This is a genomic window from Bradyrhizobium sp. AZCC 1693, from assembly GCF_036924745.1.
Classification (GTDB): domain Bacteria; phylum Pseudomonadota; class Alphaproteobacteria; order Rhizobiales; family Xanthobacteraceae; genus Bradyrhizobium.
This window is the reverse complement of record NZ_JAZHSD010000001.1, coordinates 6,583,613-6,600,010: the sequence shown is the minus strand read 5'-3', so window position 1 is coordinate 6,600,010 and position 16,398 is coordinate 6,583,613. Positions and strand designations below refer to the sequence as shown.

The 16,398-nt window shown below is 62.4% G+C and carries 15 protein-coding genes; 1 reads left to right on the top strand and 14 read right to left on the bottom strand.

Features of this window, described 5'->3' with window-relative positions:
* Nucleotides 1-56: 56 nt before the first annotated feature.
* The 7 genes from V1293_RS31440 to V1293_RS31410 form a co-directional block, all read right to left on the bottom strand.
* On the bottom strand, nucleotides 57-689 hold the full coding sequence (locus tag V1293_RS31440; RefSeq protein ID WP_334515060.1) for a flavin reductase family protein: 633 nt from the start codon (nucleotides 687-689) through the stop codon (nucleotides 57-59).
* A gap of 142 nt (nucleotides 690-831) precedes the next feature.
* A complete protein-coding gene (locus tag V1293_RS31435; RefSeq protein ID WP_334515058.1) occupies nucleotides 832-1,437 on the bottom strand; it encodes a TetR/AcrR family transcriptional regulator in 606 nt (201 codons plus the stop codon).
* Between the two features lie 19 nt (nucleotides 1,438-1,456).
* Nucleotides 1,457-4,597, bottom strand: coding sequence for an efflux RND transporter permease subunit (locus tag V1293_RS31430; RefSeq protein ID WP_334515056.1), 3,141 nt, complete (start codon nucleotides 4,595-4,597; stop codon nucleotides 1,457-1,459).
* 109 nt (nucleotides 4,598-4,706) lie between these two features.
* A complete protein-coding gene (locus tag V1293_RS31425; protein ID WP_334515054.1) occupies nucleotides 4,707-5,813 on the bottom strand; it encodes an efflux RND transporter periplasmic adaptor subunit in 1,107 nt (368 codons plus the stop codon).
* A gap of 248 nt (nucleotides 5,814-6,061) precedes the next feature.
* A complete protein-coding gene (locus tag V1293_RS31420; protein WP_334515052.1) occupies nucleotides 6,062-6,499 on the bottom strand; it encodes a hypothetical protein in 438 nt (145 codons plus the stop codon).
* 69 nt (nucleotides 6,500-6,568) lie between these two features.
* The gene (locus V1293_RS31415) at nucleotides 6,569-7,741 is read right to left on the bottom strand and encodes a winged helix-turn-helix domain-containing protein (protein WP_334515050.1); all 1,173 of its coding nucleotides are present in this window, start codon (nucleotides 7,739-7,741) and stop codon (nucleotides 6,569-6,571) included.
* Nucleotides 7,742-7,814: 73 nt separating this feature from the next.
* The gene (locus tag V1293_RS31410; protein ID WP_334515048.1) at nucleotides 7,815-8,051 is read right to left on the bottom strand and encodes a hypothetical protein; all 237 of its coding nucleotides are present in this window, start codon (nucleotides 8,049-8,051) and stop codon (nucleotides 7,815-7,817) included.
* Between the two features lie 545 nt (nucleotides 8,052-8,596).
* Here V1293_RS31410 and V1293_RS31405 point away from each other — a divergent pair.
* A complete protein-coding gene (locus V1293_RS31405; protein WP_334515046.1) occupies nucleotides 8,597-9,229 on the top strand; it encodes an OmpA family protein in 633 nt (210 codons plus the stop codon).
* Between the two features lie 95 nt (nucleotides 9,230-9,324).
* On the opposite strand, the gene V1293_RS31400 is transcribed toward V1293_RS31405, so the two are convergent.
* The 7 genes from V1293_RS31400 to V1293_RS31370 all read right to left on the bottom strand — a co-directional run bounded on the left by V1293_RS31400 (nucleotide 9,325) and on the right by V1293_RS31370 (nucleotide 16,347).
* Nucleotides 9,325-10,869: an ATP-binding protein gene (locus V1293_RS31400; protein ID WP_334515044.1), complete on the bottom strand. Its 1,545-nt coding sequence runs from the start codon at nucleotides 10,867-10,869 to the stop codon at nucleotides 9,325-9,327.
* A 204-nt stretch (nucleotides 10,870-11,073) separates the two neighbouring features.
* Nucleotides 11,074-12,336: a phospholipid carrier-dependent glycosyltransferase gene (locus V1293_RS31395; protein ID WP_334515043.1), complete on the bottom strand. Its 1,263-nt coding sequence runs from the start codon at nucleotides 12,334-12,336 to the stop codon at nucleotides 11,074-11,076.
* Nucleotides 12,337-12,778: 442 nt separating this feature from the next.
* Entirely contained in the window at nucleotides 12,779-13,267 is a 489-nt protein-coding gene (locus tag V1293_RS31390; protein WP_334515042.1) for a VOC family protein, read from the bottom strand.
* Nucleotides 13,268-13,324: 57 nt separating this feature from the next.
* Nucleotides 13,325-13,747 (bottom strand): VOC family protein, encoded by a 423-nt coding sequence (locus tag V1293_RS31385; protein ID WP_334515041.1) that lies wholly within the window; start codon nucleotides 13,745-13,747, stop codon nucleotides 13,325-13,327.
* Between the two features lie 124 nt (nucleotides 13,748-13,871).
* The gene (locus V1293_RS31380; protein WP_334515040.1) at nucleotides 13,872-14,891 is read right to left on the bottom strand and encodes an alpha/beta hydrolase; all 1,020 of its coding nucleotides are present in this window, start codon (nucleotides 14,889-14,891) and stop codon (nucleotides 13,872-13,874) included.
* A gap of 148 nt (nucleotides 14,892-15,039) precedes the next feature.
* Nucleotides 15,040-15,777, bottom strand: a complete 738-nt coding sequence (locus V1293_RS31375) for an enoyl-CoA hydratase/isomerase family protein (RefSeq protein ID WP_334515038.1) — start codon at nucleotides 15,775-15,777, stop codon at nucleotides 15,040-15,042.
* Between the two features lie 45 nt (nucleotides 15,778-15,822).
* Complete coding sequence (locus V1293_RS31370) at nucleotides 15,823-16,347, bottom strand: cupin domain-containing protein (protein WP_108522144.1); 525 nt, start codon at nucleotides 16,345-16,347, stop codon at nucleotides 15,823-15,825.
* Nucleotides 16,348-16,398: the final 51 nt, after the last annotated feature.

Below are 16,398 nucleotides of genomic sequence, written 5' to 3'. Positions count from 1 at the left end.
AAATACTGTCTGATAAAGATTTGGACGGTGCGGAGTTCCGTGACGGCGAGATGGACTCAATCCGGCCGGATCATCTCGAACATGTTTTCCGGCTTGATCTCGAAATAGTCGCCGCGGCGGCCGGCGCGGACGATCGGATGAGCCAGCCCGGTCTGATAGACGCCGTCCTGGATGAAGGCCTTGTCGATGTGCACGGCGACGACCTCGCCCAGCGTCAGCCAGGCCTGCGCCTTGTCGCCATTGGCACCCTGCAACTGGATGATCTGCGTCACCTTGCATTCGAAGGCAACAGGGCTTTCCGCCACACGGGGCACGTTGACGAGCTTGCAGGGTGCGGCCGTCAGCCCCGCGATCTTGAACTCATCGACATCACGGGCAACGTGCGCCGCCGTCGCGTTCATCTGCTTCGCCAGATCCATGGTGGCGAGATTCCAGACGAATTCGCCGGTGTCCTGGATATTGCCCGCGCTGTCCTTCCAGTTCGTCGAGGAGAAGCCGATGATCGGCGGCACGTAGCAGAAGGCGTTGAAGAAGCTGTAAGGCGCCAGATTGATGTTGCCGTTGCCGTCGCGCGAGGAAATCCACCCGATCGGGCGCGGGGCGATGATGGCGTTGAAGGGATCGTGCTTGAGGCCGTGGCCGTTCTTCGGTTCGTAGAAATGCAGGTCTTTCTGGCTCTTGGCGTCCATTCCGGTCGGTCCTTGTCGTCATTGCCTACGACAAACGCGAAGCGTTTGCGCTAGGGCGCACTTGCGACGACTTGTCCGCCGAAGCTCAGAGAGCGAAGGCGGACAAGCGCTCCGCTGCGTTAGCACCGTCCCGGAACGACGGTCAATTCGCCTTACGCGGCTCAAGGGCCTTGAAAAGGAAATCGACCATCTGGTCGATCGTTGCGCTGGGCTTGTTGACGGCCTGCGCGATCATCTGCGGGTGGAAGAAGCGGATCATGCCGGTGCAGGTACAGAGCGCGGCCAACGGCAGGTCGGGGGCCTCGAACTCGCCGGACGCCACGCCCTGCGCGATCACCTGGCCGATGATGCCGGTGACGCACTCGATATGGGCGACGCAGACGTCCCAGTCCTCCTCCATCGCAATCTCGACCATCTCGTGAAGCTTGGCATCGCCGACATAGCGCTCCGTGTTCATCCGATTGATGGTCTTGAGCAGCTCGCGCAGGCGAGGTTTCGCCGGACCAGGCTGGGCCGCAATCCGGCGCGCTTCGATCTCGACCTCGCCCATCAGGGTTCGCGCCACGCCCTCGTGGATCGACTTCTTCGAATCGAAGAAGCGATAGACGTTGGCGGGGCTCATCCGCAGTTCCTTGGCGATATCGGCGACCGTGGTCTTCTGATAACCGATCTGCCGGAACAGACGCTCCGCCACCACGAGAATCCTTTCCCGGGTGTCAGTCTCGATGTGTTCCGAAATCAGCGTCATGTCAGCTCTCAATGTTCAATTATTCTGCCGCGTCGGCAAGCGGAATTGCGTGCGGGCCCTTGATCTGATGTTGCGGCGCAACGTCAGGCTGTTCGACCTGGCCGCTTTCTTCCAGGCTCTTCCTGAACCACAGGGCGTAGAGACCCGGCAGGTACAGCAAGGTCAGGAAGGTTGCAACAAACAACCCGCCCATGATGGTGATCGCCATCGGGCCCCAGAAGGCCGAGCGCGACAGCGGAATCATGGCGAGAATCGCCGCCAGCGCCGTCAGCACCACCGGGCGGGCACGCCGGACGGTGGCCTCGACGATGGCTTCCTTGCGCGTCAGGCCCTGGGAAACGTCGGCCTCGATCTGATCGACCAGAATCACCGCGTTGCGCATGATCATACCGGCCAGCGCGATCAGCCCGAGCAGCGCCACGAAGCCGAACGGCTGGTTGGCGACATTGAGGCCGAGCGAGGCGCCGACGATGCCAAGCGGCGCGGTCAGGAAGACCAGGAACAGCCGCGAGAAGCTGTGCAGCTGGATCATCAGCAGCGTCAGCATCACCATGACCATCAGCGGAAACAGCACGAAGATCGAGGCATTGCCCTTGGCGGATTCCTCGAACGCGCCGCCCGGCTCGATCCGGTAGGCCGGCTCGAGATGATCGCGGATTTCCTTCAGCTTGGGCCAGATCTGGTTGGTGACATCGGGCGCCTGGACGCCGTCGACGACGTCGGTTCGCACCGTGATCGCCATGTCGCGGTTGCGCCGCCACATGATCGGCTCCTCGTGGGAATATTCGATCTTGGCAATCTGCTGCAGCGGCACGGCGACGCCGTTGCGTGACGTCACAGTGAGGTCACCGACGCTCTTGAGATCGAGCCGTTCGGACGGGACCGCGCGCGCGACCACGCCAACTTTTTCGATGCCGTCGCGGATGGTGGTGACCTGCGCACCCGAGATCAGCATGGCCAGCGCCTGCGAGACGTCCTGCGGCGTCAGGCCGAGTGCCCTCGCCCGGTCCTGATCGACCACGAGCTTCAGGTAAGGCGACTGCTCGTTCCAGTCGAGCTGCGGCTCCACGACGTTGTGATTCTGCCTCATGACGTCGCGCACCTTGTAGGCGATGTCGCGCACGGTGTTGGCGTCGGGGCCGATCACGCGGAACTGCACCGGGAAGCCGACCGGCGGGCCGAAATTGAAGCGGTCGATGCGCACGCGCGCTTCGCTCAGATCACCCTCGGCGACCGCCTTCTCCAGCCGCGCCTTGATCCGCTCGCGGGCTTCGACGTCCTTTGAGACGATCACGATCTCGGCAAAGGCCTCGTTCGGCAGTTGCGGATTGAGGCCGAGCCAGAAGCGCGGCGAACCCTGGCCGACATAGGAGGTATAGGTCGCGATATCCTTGTCGTCCTTCAGCAGCGCCTCGGCCTTCTTCACGGAATTTTCCGTGACATTGAAGGCGGTACCTTCCGGCAGGCGCAACTGCAGGAACAATTCGGGCCGCTCGGACAGCGGGAAGAACTGCTGCTGCACATGGCCGAAGCCAACGATCGAGAGCGCGAACACGCCGACGGTTGCCAGCACCACCTTCACACGATGATCGACGCACCACTGCACCACGGCGCGCAAGCCGCGATAGATCCGCGTCTCATAGATCGCGTGCGGATCGTGGTTGTGGTGCACAGTGATGTTGGGCAGCAGCTTGACGCCGATATAAGGCGTGAAGATCACCGCGACGAACCAGGAAGCGACCAGCGCGATCGCCACGATCCAGAAGATGCCGCCGGCATATTCGCCGACCGCCGAATTGGCAAAGCCGATGGGGAGGAAGCCAGCGGCCGTAACCAGCGTCCCCGTGAGCATCGGAAACGCAGTTGATTCCCAGGCAAAGGACGCGGCGCGGACGCGGTCCCAGCCCTGTTCCATTTTCACCACCATCATCTCGACTGCAATGATGGCGTCGTCGACCAGAAGGCCGAGCGCGATGATCAAGGCGCCGAGCGTGATGCGGTGCAGGTCGATCGACATCGCATTCATGACGACGAAGACGATGGCGAGCACCAGCGGCACCGACATCGCGACCACGATGCCGGTGCGCCAGCCGAGCGCCACGAAAGAGACGAACAGCACGATCGCGAGCGCCTCGATGAAGGAATGCACGAACTCGCCGACGGCGCGCTCGACCACCTTCGGCTGGTCGGCGATCTGCTCGACCTCGATGCCCTGCGGCACCGCCTTCATGAAATCGTTGGTCGCCTTCTCGACGTCCTTGCCGAGTTCGAGGATGTTGGCGCCCTTGGTGGTGACCACGCCAATGCCGATGGCGGGCTTGCCTTCCTGGCGGGCAACGAAGGTCGGCGGATCGACGAAGCCGTGGGTGACGGTCGCGATATCGCCGAGCCGGAACACGCGGCCATTGCTTTCGACCGGCGTCTCCGCCACCGCCTTGGCGCCATCGAGCGCGCCGGTGACGCGCAGCGGCACGCGCTGCGAGGAAGTTTCCACCGTGCCGGCGGGCGTGACGTTGTTCTGCTTGGCCAGCGAATCGAACAGTGCCTGCGGGGTGATGCCGAGCGTGGCGAGCTTGGCGTGCGAGAACTCGACGAAGATGCGCTCGTCCTGGTTACCGTAGAGATTGACCTTGGTGACACCAGGCACCTTCAACAGCCGCTGGCGCATGCCTTCGGCGGTCTTCTTGAGCTGCGCGTAATCAGCGCCGTCGCCGGTCATCATGTACAGAATGGAATCGACGTCGGAGAATTCGTCGTTGACGGTCGGCCCGAGCAGGCCTGCGGGCAACTGGCCCTGCACGTCGGCGAGCTTCTTGCGCAACAGATAAAACAGATAGGGCACGTCCTTCGGCGGGGTCGAGTCCTTGAACGTGACCTGCATCGCCGTGAACGACGGCTTTGAATAGGTCTGCACCTTCTCGAAGAACGGCAGCTCCTGCAGCTTCTTCTCGATGGGGTCGGCGACCTGGGTCTGCATTTCCTGGGCGGTGGCGCCCGGCCAGATCGCCGAAACGTTGACCACCTTCACCGTGAAGAACGGATCCTCGGCGCGGCCAAGCCGCTGGTAGGAGAAGAAACCGGCAGCGCCCAGCATGATCATCAAGAACAGGATCAGCGTCGGATGGCTCACCGCCCAGCCCGAGAGATTGAAGCGCTTCATGTCACTCTCCAACTTCCAAAATCTTTTGCAGCGTCATTGCGAGCGAAGCGAAGCAACCCGCACTTTCTTTGCAGCACGATGGATTGCTTCGCCGCGCTCGCAATGACGATCAGAACGATAGCGCCGAGACCACCCGGACCTTCTGGGCCGGATCGATCTTCTGCACGCCGAGCGCGACCACCTTGGCGCCTTCATTGACGCCGCCTGCGATCACGACGGCATCGCTCTCATAGGATTTCACGACCACCGGCTGCAGCTTCACCGCGCCGGCATCATCGACGGTATAAAGCGAGGGGTTGCTGCCCTGGCTGAACAACGCCGACAGCGGCAGCTTTGCGACGCGCTCGGTGGCGGCATCCGCAAGCGTCAGCGTCGCGGTCATACCGAGCGAGACTTTGTCGTCGGCTTCCGGCAACGAGAATTTTGCAAGATAGGTCCGGGTCGCCGGATCGGCCGAGGGCGCGATCTCGCGCAGCTTCGCGGTGTATTTCTTTTCCGAATCCGACCACAGCGTCACGGTAGCCGTGCCGGCCTTGGCGCGGCCGACCAGCGTCTCGGGGATGGCGACCACGGCTTCCTTCTCGGCAAAGCGCGCGACGCGGACCGCGGTCTGGCCGGAGGCCACGACCTGGCCGGGATCGATCAGGGTCGCGGTAACGACGCCGCGGCTGTCGGCCAGCAGCGTCGCATAAGACAGAGAATTCTTGGTGAGTTCGACCTGCCGCTCGGCGCGACTAAGGCGTGCGCGCGCTTCATCGGCCGCGGCGCGGCTCTGATCCATCTGAGCGTCGGTGGTCCAGCCCTTGGCGCGCAGATCCTTGGCGCGCTGCTCGGCGGCGCCAGCCTGCGCCAGCACACCGGTGGCGGCGCGGAATTCGGCCTCCGCCTGCTCGGCCTGCAGCTTCAGATCGACCTCGTCGAGAGTAGCCAGCGGCTGGCCGACATCGACGGTCTGGCCAACCTCGACCAGGCGCCTCGCGACCTTGCCGGGAACCCGGAAGCCCATGTCAGTCTCGATCCGGGGCCGGATGGTGCCGACAAAGCTGCGCTCCGGCGTCTCGGCCGCGTAGTGCACCGTGGCGATCAGAACCGGGCGTCCGGGAGCGGCCGTTTCAGCCGCCTTTTCATTGCAACCGGCCAGCGCAAATACCGCAAAGGCCAGCGACGCACCTGTCAAGAGCCTGTAATAGCTAGAGAAAATGGAACGGGCGAACATCGGACTCTCCATCGCAGGATCTGATGAAGAGTATTGAATGCGTACTGACGAATGTCAACATTCGTCAGTGGTCATCATTTCGTGATGGAGAATGGGTTAAGGGGTAATTGCTTTTCCGAAAACCGATGGCGACGGGATGGCCGAAGTCATGCCCGCCTAACTGCCCACCCCGGCGAAAGTAGCCTGGATGGAGCCGCAGCCGGGCTATGCGACTACTTCGTTTCTTACGGGCCGAAACCCGCCGTCATTTATCGGACGCGGCGAGCTTTCTTGCGCGTCTTCGTAGGAACGCTCTTCTTGGCGCTCCTTGCGACCTTGCGCGCAGGACCGGACTTCTTGTTGCTCGATTTCTTGCTGGCGGCCCTCTTGGCCGTACGCTTCGAGCTCATGGACTTCGTCGTTTCTGCCTTGGCCGCCCTGGCTTTCGTTGCCTTGGCTGCCGGGGCGCTGCGCCGCTTCTTCACCGCGCGCTTTCGCCGTACGGGCGCGGCTGCGACCGGCGGTACCATCAGCGGATCGGAAACAAGACCGTCGGCAGCAAGCGGCACATAGGCCAGCGCGCGTTCGTCGGCCCTCAAGCCCGGCTCATCCGCCTTCAGCGCCCGGCTTGCAGCTTCCGTCGCGGTGCTGGCTATGCCTTTCACCGTGTTGGTGAACTTTTTCAGAATCGATTTATCCTTGGCCATGTCACCCTCCCGCGGGCTTCCTGACATGGAACTAACCAACCCGGTGGCGCCGGGTTCCTGAACGAAACCCTATTCCGCCAACTGAAACCGCTCAAAGCGATCCAGTTCTTCCTCGATGCGGCGCTTGTAGTCCTTGCGCGCGGCCCGCGCCGCGCCCTTGCCGACCCAGCTCCATTTCTGCATCAGCAATTTCTTGTTCTGGCGGTCGGTCTTCAGGTCGATGGCGGCGACGATGTCGCTGCCTGCCAGAACCGGAAGCGCGAAATAGCCGAACAGGCGTTTTTCCTTCGGCACATAGGCCTCGAAGCGGTGGCCGTAGTCGAAGAACAATTCGGTGCGCTTGCGCTGGATAACAAGCGGATCGAACGGCGAGAGGATGTGCACCGGGCCATCGCCCGCATCTGCCGGCCGATCTGCCTCCAGCACTTCCGGCCGGACCCAATGCTCCTGCTTGCCGGCGCCTTCGAGCGCGACCGGCACCAATTCCTTGCGCCGCACCCGCGCGTCGATCAGGCGCCGCACCGCGCCCTTGCTCGGCGCGTCGAGATGGCAGATGGAATCGAGGCTGACGATGCCCTGCGAGCGTAACGCGCGGTCGAGCAGGTAGGCGGTGAGTTCAGCCGCCGAGGCCGGCTTCGGCGGTTTGTCCCAGCCGAAATGCCGCGTCATCAGCTCATAGGTCTTGAGCATGCCGGTGCGTTCGGAGATCGTGACCTCGCCGGTGTAAAAGGCAAGCTGCAGCGCCCGCTTCGAGGGTTTGCGGCTCTGCCAGAGATGTTCCTTCTCGGTCAGGACGTCGTCCTCGATGTCACGGATGGTGAGAGCGCCATCGCGCCGCAACAGCCGCATCACCTTGCGGGTGTCCTCCGGCTTGACGGAAGCAAACCACCGGTGGCCCTCGCGCCGGTGCTCCCGCATCGCCGGGACGAAGAAGCGAAAGTCCTTCGCCGGCACATAGGACAGCGCGTGCGTCCAGTACTCGAACACGCTTTTGTCGGCGCTCTGGGCCTGGCGTAGGTCGGCGCGGGCATAGGCCGGGATACGGCTATAGAGAATGTGATGATGGCAGCGCTCGATGACGTGGATGGTGTCGATCTGCACATAGCCGAGATGGTCCACCGCCGCCGCAACCGCCTGCGGTCCGGCACCGAACGGCTCGTTCGTATCGAGCCGCTGGGCATGCAGCCAGATTCGCCGGGCCTCGGTCTTGGTCAGGGGGCGGGGTTCAGTCGCGCGGGGCATCGCACGGCAATGTAGCGAGATTCGCGCGTTGGGGGAGTCCCGGGTTCCGTGATCGCCGGCGCGCGGCGCGAACTCACCTCTCGCGCTTCGGCCGTTCGCCTACGCTGCCGGTTGCGATCTCGGCCTCGCAGGAGGCGCGGCCGGGCTGGGGCGCATGGCATTTATAGACATGGCCGGTGAGACGATCGACCAGCCACGCGCTCTCCTCTGTCGGGCTTTCAAACCCGACATAGCGGCTGCCGAGCGCGTTGATCAGCGTCGACAGCAAAATTGCAGCGGCGATCATCGCCGCGCCGATCAGTGTTGGCATTGAACTTCCGGAACCGGCAGGCTCCGATGCGCTGGCACGATAGCCCTGGTACTCACGCTGACGCTTGACTGACTGTAACACCCGCCCCGCCCGTTTGGTTGCCCCGAACGAATTCTTCTTCAGATTTTTTTGTGAGCAGATTTGCTAGGCGCGCATCTGGCCGATTTGTTGTCCAGAGATCGGCGCTGGCGCGACGGCACACAGTTTTTCTTTTCTGAAGTCAGCGGCGGGAAGTGATGCAGCGGTCGCCTATCCCGTAAGACTCCGGATGCCAGCCCGCACCCGTCCAGTCACTGCAGTGCGTTGTGCTGCGGGGCATTGAGATCGCCGGATCGCTGCGCTTCGAATCGCTGCACAGCACGAGTAGCCTCCATCGAACTTCCGGAAGCCCTGCGATGCTCACTCAAAGCCAGCCCTAGACGGAAAGCTGGCGTTATCAATGTGACTTGAATCACATTGCCCGCTTTGAACCCGTCTTATCCTCGCAGCATCAAAACGTCATGCACGCCACGCTTTGCAGGCGTTTAACAATGAGGATTAGGACAATGACCCGCTTTCTTTCCATCATGACTATCGGCGCCGCGCTGTCGATGACGGCCGGCCTGGCTGCCGCCGGCGACACCGTCTCGGCCGCCAAGATCCTGGACGCTCTGAAGCCGAAGCCGGGCGTGACCCGCGGCCTTTCGACCGGCCCGCAGCAGCCGGTGGACGCCGCCGTACAGGCCAAGGAAACCAGCTTCGTCAATACGCTGCGCAACCGCAAGACGCGGTCGCTGTCGCTCGGCGAGCGCCAGGAAATTGCGGAACTTGCCGCGAGCAAGCCGAAGATCGATCTCGAGATCCAGTTCGACTACAACTCGGCCGACATCAGCAAGGGCTCAGTGACAGCCGTGCAGGAACTCGGCAAGGCGCTCTCCGATGCGAGCCTGAAGGGTTCGACCTTCGTGGTTGCCGGTCATACCGACGCGATCGGCGGCGAGGCGTATAACCAGGATCTTTCCGAACGTCGCGCCGACACGATCAAGAAGTACCTGACCGAGAAGTACGGCATCACCGGTTCCAACCTCGTGACCGTCGGTTACGGCAAGACCAGGCCGAAGGATGCGAATGCGCCGATGGACCCGGCCAACCGCCGCGTTCAGGTCGTCAATATGGACACCAAGACCGCGTCCAAGTGAGGTCTTGAAAAACCAACCGCCTGCCGCTTGCGGCAGGCGGATTTTCATTTGTCGCTATCGCGACACGACACGACGGCTCGCCGATCCGTTGCGGCCTACGCCTTGTCGAGAATCTCCCTGATCTTTGTCGCCAGCAAGGCCTGGGTAACGGGCTTCTGCAGCAGCGACACGCCGGGATCCAGCCGGCCCTGATGCACGATCGCATCCCGCGAATAGCCGGTCATGAACAGGACCCTCAGGCCCGACTGGCGATGATGCAGCTGATCAGCCAGCTCGCGGCCGTTCAGGCCTGGCATCACGATGTCGGTCAGCAAGAGATCGATCCGGAACGGATTGGCGTCGAACAGCGCCAGCGCGGCCCCGCCGTTCGCCGCCTCGCGAACGCGGTAGTTCAGGTCCTTTAACGTCTCGACCAGATACGACCTCACATCGCATTCGTCCTCGACCACCAGGACGGTCTCGCTCCCCGAACTGCCGACCACGGGCGCATCGCTCTGTCCGTCGGTCTCGGGCGAGGCGGCGGCGCGGGGCAGATAGATCCTGATTGTCGTTCCATGCCCGACCTCGCTGTATATCTTGATCTCGCCGCCGGATTGCTTGACGAAGCCATAGACCTGGCTCAATCCGAGGCCGGTGCCCTGCCCCGGTTGCTTGGTCGTGAAAAACGGATCGAACGCCTTCTCCTGGACTTCCCGCGGCATTCCGGAACCGGTATCGCTCACCGAGATCAATACATAATCCCCGGCCGGCACGCCTGCATTCTGTTGCCGATAGCCCTCGTCGACGGAGACGTTGCTGGTCTCGATCGTCAGCCTGCCGCTGTTGGCCATTGCGCCCGAGATTTTGGCGTTCATGGCGTCCTTGGCGTTCACGACAAGATTGAGAATCACCGCTTCCAGCTGGCTGGGGTCGACCTCGATCTGCCATAGGCTGGCTCCCTCCACGACTTCGAGCTCGACGTTCTCGCCCAGCGTTCGCCTGAAGAAATCCGACATCCCGGCGATCAATTGACCGACGTTGGTCAGTTTAGGATCGAGCGGCTGCCTCCGCGCAAACGCCAGCAGGCGCTGCGTCAGCATCGCCGCGCGATGCGCGCCGTTCGCGGCATTGGCGATCACGCGCGTCAATCGTTCACGCGCGGCGTCGCTCCACGAATGCAAACAGCGATCGGCAATCTCGAGATTGCCGCTGATGATCGTGAGCAGATTGTTGAAATCGTGCGCCACGCCGCCGGTCAATTGACCGATCGCTTCCATCTTCTGAGACTGTCGAAGCATGTCTTCGGCTTCGCGCCGGTACACGCCTTCCTGCGCCAGCGCCACTTCGGCGGCGCGAAGCTGCGATGGCGAGGGCAGCGCAAGCACTTTCGGCAACAGCGGCCACAGCATCGCCGCCGTCACGATCGACGCCGCGGCGGTCATCGCCTTGACGATGCCTTCGACGCCATAGATCGGATACCAAAGCGTGATGATCGACATCACGTGGCCGACGCCGCACGCCATGATGAACAGCGCGAACGCCCAAAACACCCATCCGAAATCCACGTCGCGGCGCTTCGAGACGAAGATCGACAGCGCCACGGGAATCGAGAAATAGGCGGAGGCAATCACGATATCCGACGCGACGTGGAGCCAGATCAACTGGGGTTCCCAAAGCAGGCATATTCCGTGCGGTGAGAACATCGACGAATCGAGCAGACGTTCAAAGAAGCCCAACAAGTCGGTCGTTCCTTAAAACGGGGATTCGAGACTCAACGCAACGACGAATCTACGGCGACCCCATGACCCGTACAAGTGGACTGCTCGGGTAACTACTCGTTAAGCGTCTCGGCCGCGCGGGTAGTCTCAAATCCAGTTCTGGAAGATCATCAGGCGGCTGAACGTCGCCATCGAAGTACCTATGAACGCGGCCGATATCGGCAACATTGCGGCAAAGCCGGCAAAACCAACTGCAACATAGGCCCATAGCAGCCATCCCGGCATGCTGCCGCGTTTCAAGGCGTAGACCAGCGCAAGACTCGCGGTGGTCGCGGCCGGCAGGTAATAGTAAATAAACCCTAACGTTCGCGGCAGCAGCGCCCAGGCGAGATAGGGGCCGAAGTAGAACGCCAGCACCAGAAATGCATCCACGCGCCGCGTCACGATCCAGTCGCGCAGGCAGATCGCGACCGCAATCAGCGCCGGCCACAGGATTAGCGGGTTGCCGAGGAAGACCACGGCGGCAATGCGGTCGTCGCCGATCTTGTCGAAGAGATACCAGACCGGGCGCACCAGGAACGGCCAGGACGGCCATGAACTCATATAGATGTGGCCCGCGATCGCGGTCGTGGTGTTATCGCGGAAGATCCGCCGTTGCGCTTCCAGAATATCCGGAATCGAAAATCCGTACAGCGGAATGAACGTCGCGAGATAGACGGCGGCCGGAATCAGAATGAAGCACGCCGCAAAGTGCCAGGCCTTGAAGCCGGGCCAGAGATCGGGCCGGTACCAGTCATCAGACCGGGCGTCGGCGAATTGGGTGCGCCAGCCTCGCATCAGCCGGATCACGGCGACGATGACGATGCAGACCGCGAGCACGAACAGCCCGCTCCATTTGCAGGCGACAGACAGGCCGAAGCCGATCCCGGCAAGCGCGAACCACAGATGCGGCCGCTGCTTTCGAAAGCCATGCATGAACGCGGCGACGGCGAACAGGCCGAAGGTGAGCGCGAAAATATCCAGCATCGCGATCCGCGATTGCACGAACAGCATCTGGTTGAAAAAGGCGAGCAGGCTCGCCGCGATGGCCGGCCCCTGCGCTGCGAACAGCGCCAGGCCGCACAGATACACCGCGACGATGGCGAGCGATCCGAACAATACGCCCGGATAGCGCCAGCCCAGCGGCCCATCGCCGAACGAGTGGATCGACAGCGCGATGAATTGTTTGGCGAGCGGCGGATGCATCGGGTTGAGCATCGGCTGTGGCATCACCGGCTCGAGCATCTGCCGCGCCGCCGGCACATAATGCACTTCGTCGAAATAGAACTTCTCCGGCGTGGTGACGCCGATCAGCATCGCGAAATGCGCGAGAACAAAAAGCACTGCCGCGATGATGCCCGTGCGCATCATCGAATTTGGTGAAACAGAATGTGATGGGTCTGTTGGCTTCACGGACAATCTGGCACGGAATCAGGGGACGATATGACATTGCGGCAACTTGAATGTGATGTCTCCAGATTTTTATGTCCATCGCGTTGAACGCACTTCGATTCCGCAATCACCAACCGACGGGTGCGGCGGCAGGTCGACGATCAAGAACAGCAACAATCCGCCATGGACGTTTTGCAGCAAGATGCAATATGCGGACGCGGCCCCCGTCATCGTCGATGACGGCAGCGACCCCACCGAACGTACTCCCTGGGGGTCAACGAGCAGGTCAATTGCAACGATTGCGTCGCGCGCAAACTCGAAAGAGCAGATTCGCGGAGACTCCCCTCACCCGGATTGCTTTGCAATCCGACCTCTCCCCGCAACAGCGGCTGTCAAGAACGGGGCGAGGTAAGCAAGCAGCTCACGCCGCGCTCTTGCCCTCATACGCGCGCTTCAGGCTTTCGATGTCGAGCTTGACCATGCCCATCATCGCCTGCATCGCGCGCTGCGCGCCGGCCTTATCCGCACCGCCGAGGTATTTTAGCATGACGCTCGGCACGATCTGCCAGGATACGCCGTAGCGATCCTTCAGCCAGCCGCATTTTCCTTCCTCGCCGCCATTTGCCAACAGCGCATCCCACAACCGATCGACCTCGGCCTGATCGGCGCAGTCGATCTTGAAGGAGACGGCGTGGGTATATTCCATCTTCATGCCGCCGTTCAGCGCCATGAAGCGCTGGCCGGCCAGCGTGAACTCCACCACCAGCACGGCGCCGGCCTTTGCGCCGGCCCTATCCATCGGGTTGCGCTGGACTATCTCGATCCGGGAATCGGGCAGCAGTGAAACGTAGAGGTTGGCGGCCTCCTCGGCCTCGCCGTTGAACCACAGGCAGGGGGAAATCTTGGACATCGGAGAACTCCGGATTGTGACGGGTTAAGCTGATCTGGCTTGGGATCAGGCTTGGGATCAGGCCTGGGCCATGGCGGATTGCGCGGCGGCGACATCCATCCACATCACCTCCCAGTGGTGACCATCAGGATCTTCGAAGCTGCGGCCATACATGAAGCCGTAATCCTGCTTCGGGCCAGGATCGGCGCCGCCGCCCGCGCCTTGCGCCTTTGCAACCACATCATCCACCGCGTCGCGGCTGTCGGCAGACAGGCAGATCAGGACCTGACTGGTGGCCTTGGCGTCGGCGATCTTCTTCGAGGTGAACTGCCGATACTTGTCGTGGGTCAACAGCATGACGTGGATGGTGTCGGAAAACACCATGCAGGACGCCGTGTCATCGGAGAATTGCGAGTTCTTTTCGCCACCGATCGCCTGATAGAAGGCGGTGGAACGGGCGAGATCGCCGACCGGCAGGTTGACGAAGATCATCTTGGCCATATTGGGCTCCTTTGGAGGGGTTCCACCCAAGGACGAGCGAGCGGGCGGCGAGCCGACATGCCGTTTGAGTTTTTTTTCCGGGATTTCCGGCGCGGTCACGTCCGGCCTCGCGCCGGGCCCCCCGTCACGTCGCGATCGGTGTCGGCATGGTGAGAAACGCCCGCGTCACATGCCAGAACAATTGCCGGTTGATCGCCAGCGTCACCGAATGGGCGATGCCGGGCAGCATGATGAACTGGCGGTCGCCGTTCGGCAGCTTGTTATAAAATTCCTCGAGATCGGCCACGGTAGCGATGCCGTCATACTCGCCGCGCACCAGCAGCACCGGGGCCAGCACCTTCTCCGGATGCACGACCGGCAGATTGGCGGTCATGTCGAGATAGGTGCCGGTCGGGATCTGGTCGCCGAACTGCATCTCGGCGTCTGCCAGCACTTCCATGGCGGCTGGATCAGAGGTGCCGGGCTTGTCGCGGGTCGCGATCGAGCGGATCATGTCGCGGTCGCGCTTGCGCATGTTGTGGGTGCGGAAATAGTCAAGCTGCTCGGCGCGCTTGGTCAGGGTCGGTGATCCTTCGCCCTTGTAGGTGAAGGCGGCAAACACCAGGCGATCGACGCGCTTGGGCACGACCATGGCATAGGCGCCGGCGCGCAGCGCGCCCGAAGATTCGCCGACGAAGTGCAACTTCTGTTGTCCAGTCTCGCGGACAATCAGTTCGACTGCGACCTTCAAATCCTCAGCGCCGCTGGCGATATCGGCATTGCCCGAGGTGCGGCCGGACTTGCCGTAATTCTCGTGATCCATGGTCCAACAGTCGAAGCCGTAGCGGGCGAACTCGTTCATCGCGGAATATTCGCCTTTGCCGGGCACGTTGAGATCGAATACCCGCGACGTCACTGAAGAACCGTGGACGAAGAACACGACAGGCCGCGCCGGCTCGCCGGGCTTGGGCGCGCCGATCCGCTTGCGAAACATCCACAAGGGAATGTCGCCCTTCTTGGTCCAGTATTCGTTGCTCCATATTTCGCCGCCTTCGGAGGGAACGGCGGTGGCGGCCTGAGCCTGCATCGCGGCGGTCGCTGCCACGCCAAGACCGAGGCTTTTGAGAACCGTGCGCCGCGCCATCAGATTTTCGGAATTCGTCATCGCTTCATCCCCGCGTCACATTCTGCGTCACATCTTTTCTTGGACGAAGTTTAGCAGCGGATATCCGTTCTGAAAGCAGGTGCGCGTCGCGCCGCGCGAACACGATCGCGCGATCAGGCCGGGTCGCGCGAATGCGCCCCTCGATCTGCTACTTGCCCTTGAAGTCGGGCTTGCGTTTTTCGGCGAACGCCTTGACGCCTTCCTTCAGGTCTTCGCTGTCCCTGACGGCATCGAGCAGCCGGCGCACCTCGGCGACCCCTTCCAGCGGCCCTTTGGGCATGGCGTCGCGGGCCAGTTTCTTCAGCGCCCGGACCACGAGCGGCGCGTTGGCGGCGATTTTGGCCGCCATCTCCTGGGCGAGCGCGACATGCTGCCCCTTCGGCGCGACCTTGTTGACGAAGCCGATCTGGTAGGCACGCTCAGCCGACATCTCTTCGCCGACCAAAAGAAACTCCATGGCGATCTTGTGCGGCATGCGCGCCATCACCGAAGAGATGCCGCCGGCTGTGGTGCCGATCTTGCCCTCGGGATAAATGAAGCGCGTCGTCTCCGACGCCACGCACATGTCCGCCATCTGCACCAGCACGAAGGCGCCGCCGACGACCCATCCGGACGTTGCGGCAATAACCGGCTTGTCGAGTTCGACGCCCAATCCAGGCACCGCGTGCCACATGTTGACGGGGAGATCCCTGACGTCGGCGCCGACCGAAAAATACTTCTCTTCGGACGAAGCGAGCACCGCAACGCGGTCGTCGCTTTCATGAAAGCGAAGCCAGGCTTCGCGCAGTTCGTCACACAACGCGTTATTGAGCGCGTTGTGTGACGAGGCGCGATCCATGGTGATGGTGGCGACATGGCCCGCGCTCTCGTAGCGAACAAGCTTCATGGGATTCCCCCCGCGCCATCCGCACGACGGCGGCGTGTGTTGCTTTTACTTCTTCTCGGCGGGATCCCGGTGCACCGGATCGACCCACAGCACGGTCTCCGGCTTTTCCACCGGCTCGATGTCGAGGTTGATCGCCACCGCCTCGCCGTCGCTGCGCACCAGCACGCATTCCAGCACCTCGTCGCGGCTGGCATTGATCTCCTGATGCGGCACGTAGGGCGGCACGAAAATGAAATCGCCGGGGCCGGCTTCCGCGGTGAATTGCAGGTGCTCGCCCCAGCGCATCCGCGCCTTGCCCTTCACGACATAGATGATGCTTTCGAGATGGCCGTGATGATGCGCGCCGGTCTTGGCGTCGGGCCGGATCGTCACCGTGCCCGCCCATAGTTTCTGCGCGCCGACGCGGGCGAAATTGATCGCGGCCTTGCGGTCCATGCCCGCGGTCGACGGCACGTTGGGATCGAGCTGATTGCCGGGAATGACGCGGACGCCGTCATGCTTCCAGCGCTCGGTATCGCCATGCGAATGATCGTGATCGTGGGAATGGCTGTGGTCGTGCGTGCCGGTCATTGTGCGCCTTCTCGGAAAATCGTTTGTCTGAACGGTATCGAAAACCGGGCC

Bases quoted from the DNA above. Each gene is read 5' to 3' on its own strand.
- V1293_RS31420 (WP_334515052.1), bottom strand. From the start codon at position 6,499: ATGGCCAAGGATAAATCGATTCTGAAAAAGTTCACCAACACGGTGAAA.
- V1293_RS31380 (WP_334515040.1), bottom strand. From the start codon at position 14,891: ATGACGAATTCCGAAAATCTGATGGCGCGGCGCACGGTTCTCAAAAGC.
- V1293_RS31415 (WP_334515050.1), bottom strand. From the start codon at position 7,741: ATGCCCCGCGCGACTGAACCCCGCCCCCTGACCAAGACCGAGGCCCGG.
- V1293_RS31395 (WP_334515043.1), bottom strand. From the start codon at position 12,336: ATGATGCGCACGGGCATCATCGCGGCAGTGCTTTTTGTTCTCGCGCAT.
- V1293_RS31425 (WP_334515054.1), bottom strand. From the start codon at position 5,813: ATGTTCGCCCGTTCCATTTTCTCTAGCTATTACAGGCTCTTGACAGGT.
- V1293_RS31440 (WP_334515060.1), bottom strand. From the start codon at position 689: ATGGACGCCAAGAGCCAGAAAGACCTGCATTTCTACGAACCGAAGAAC.
- V1293_RS31370 (WP_108522144.1), bottom strand. From the start codon at position 16,347: ATGACCGGCACGCACGACCACAGCCATTCCCACGATCACGATCATTCG.
- V1293_RS31435 (WP_334515058.1), bottom strand. From the start codon at position 1,437: ATGACGCTGATTTCGGAACACATCGAGACTGACACCCGGGAAAGGATT.
- V1293_RS31405 (WP_334515046.1), top strand. From the start codon at position 8,597: ATGACCCGCTTTCTTTCCATCATGACTATCGGCGCCGCGCTGTCGATG.
- V1293_RS31430 (WP_334515056.1), bottom strand. From the start codon at position 4,597: ATGAAGCGCTTCAATCTCTCGGGCTGGGCGGTGAGCCATCCGACGCTG.
- V1293_RS31385 (WP_334515041.1), bottom strand. From the start codon at position 13,747: ATGGCCAAGATGATCTTCGTCAACCTGCCGGTCGGCGATCTCGCCCGT.
- V1293_RS31390 (WP_334515042.1), bottom strand. From the start codon at position 13,267: ATGTCCAAGATTTCCCCCTGCCTGTGGTTCAACGGCGAGGCCGAGGAG.
- V1293_RS31410 (WP_334515048.1), bottom strand. From the start codon at position 8,051: ATGCCAACACTGATCGGCGCGGCGATGATCGCCGCTGCAATTTTGCTG.
- V1293_RS31375 (WP_334515038.1), bottom strand. From the start codon at position 15,777: ATGAAGCTTGTTCGCTACGAGAGCGCGGGCCATGTCGCCACCATCACC.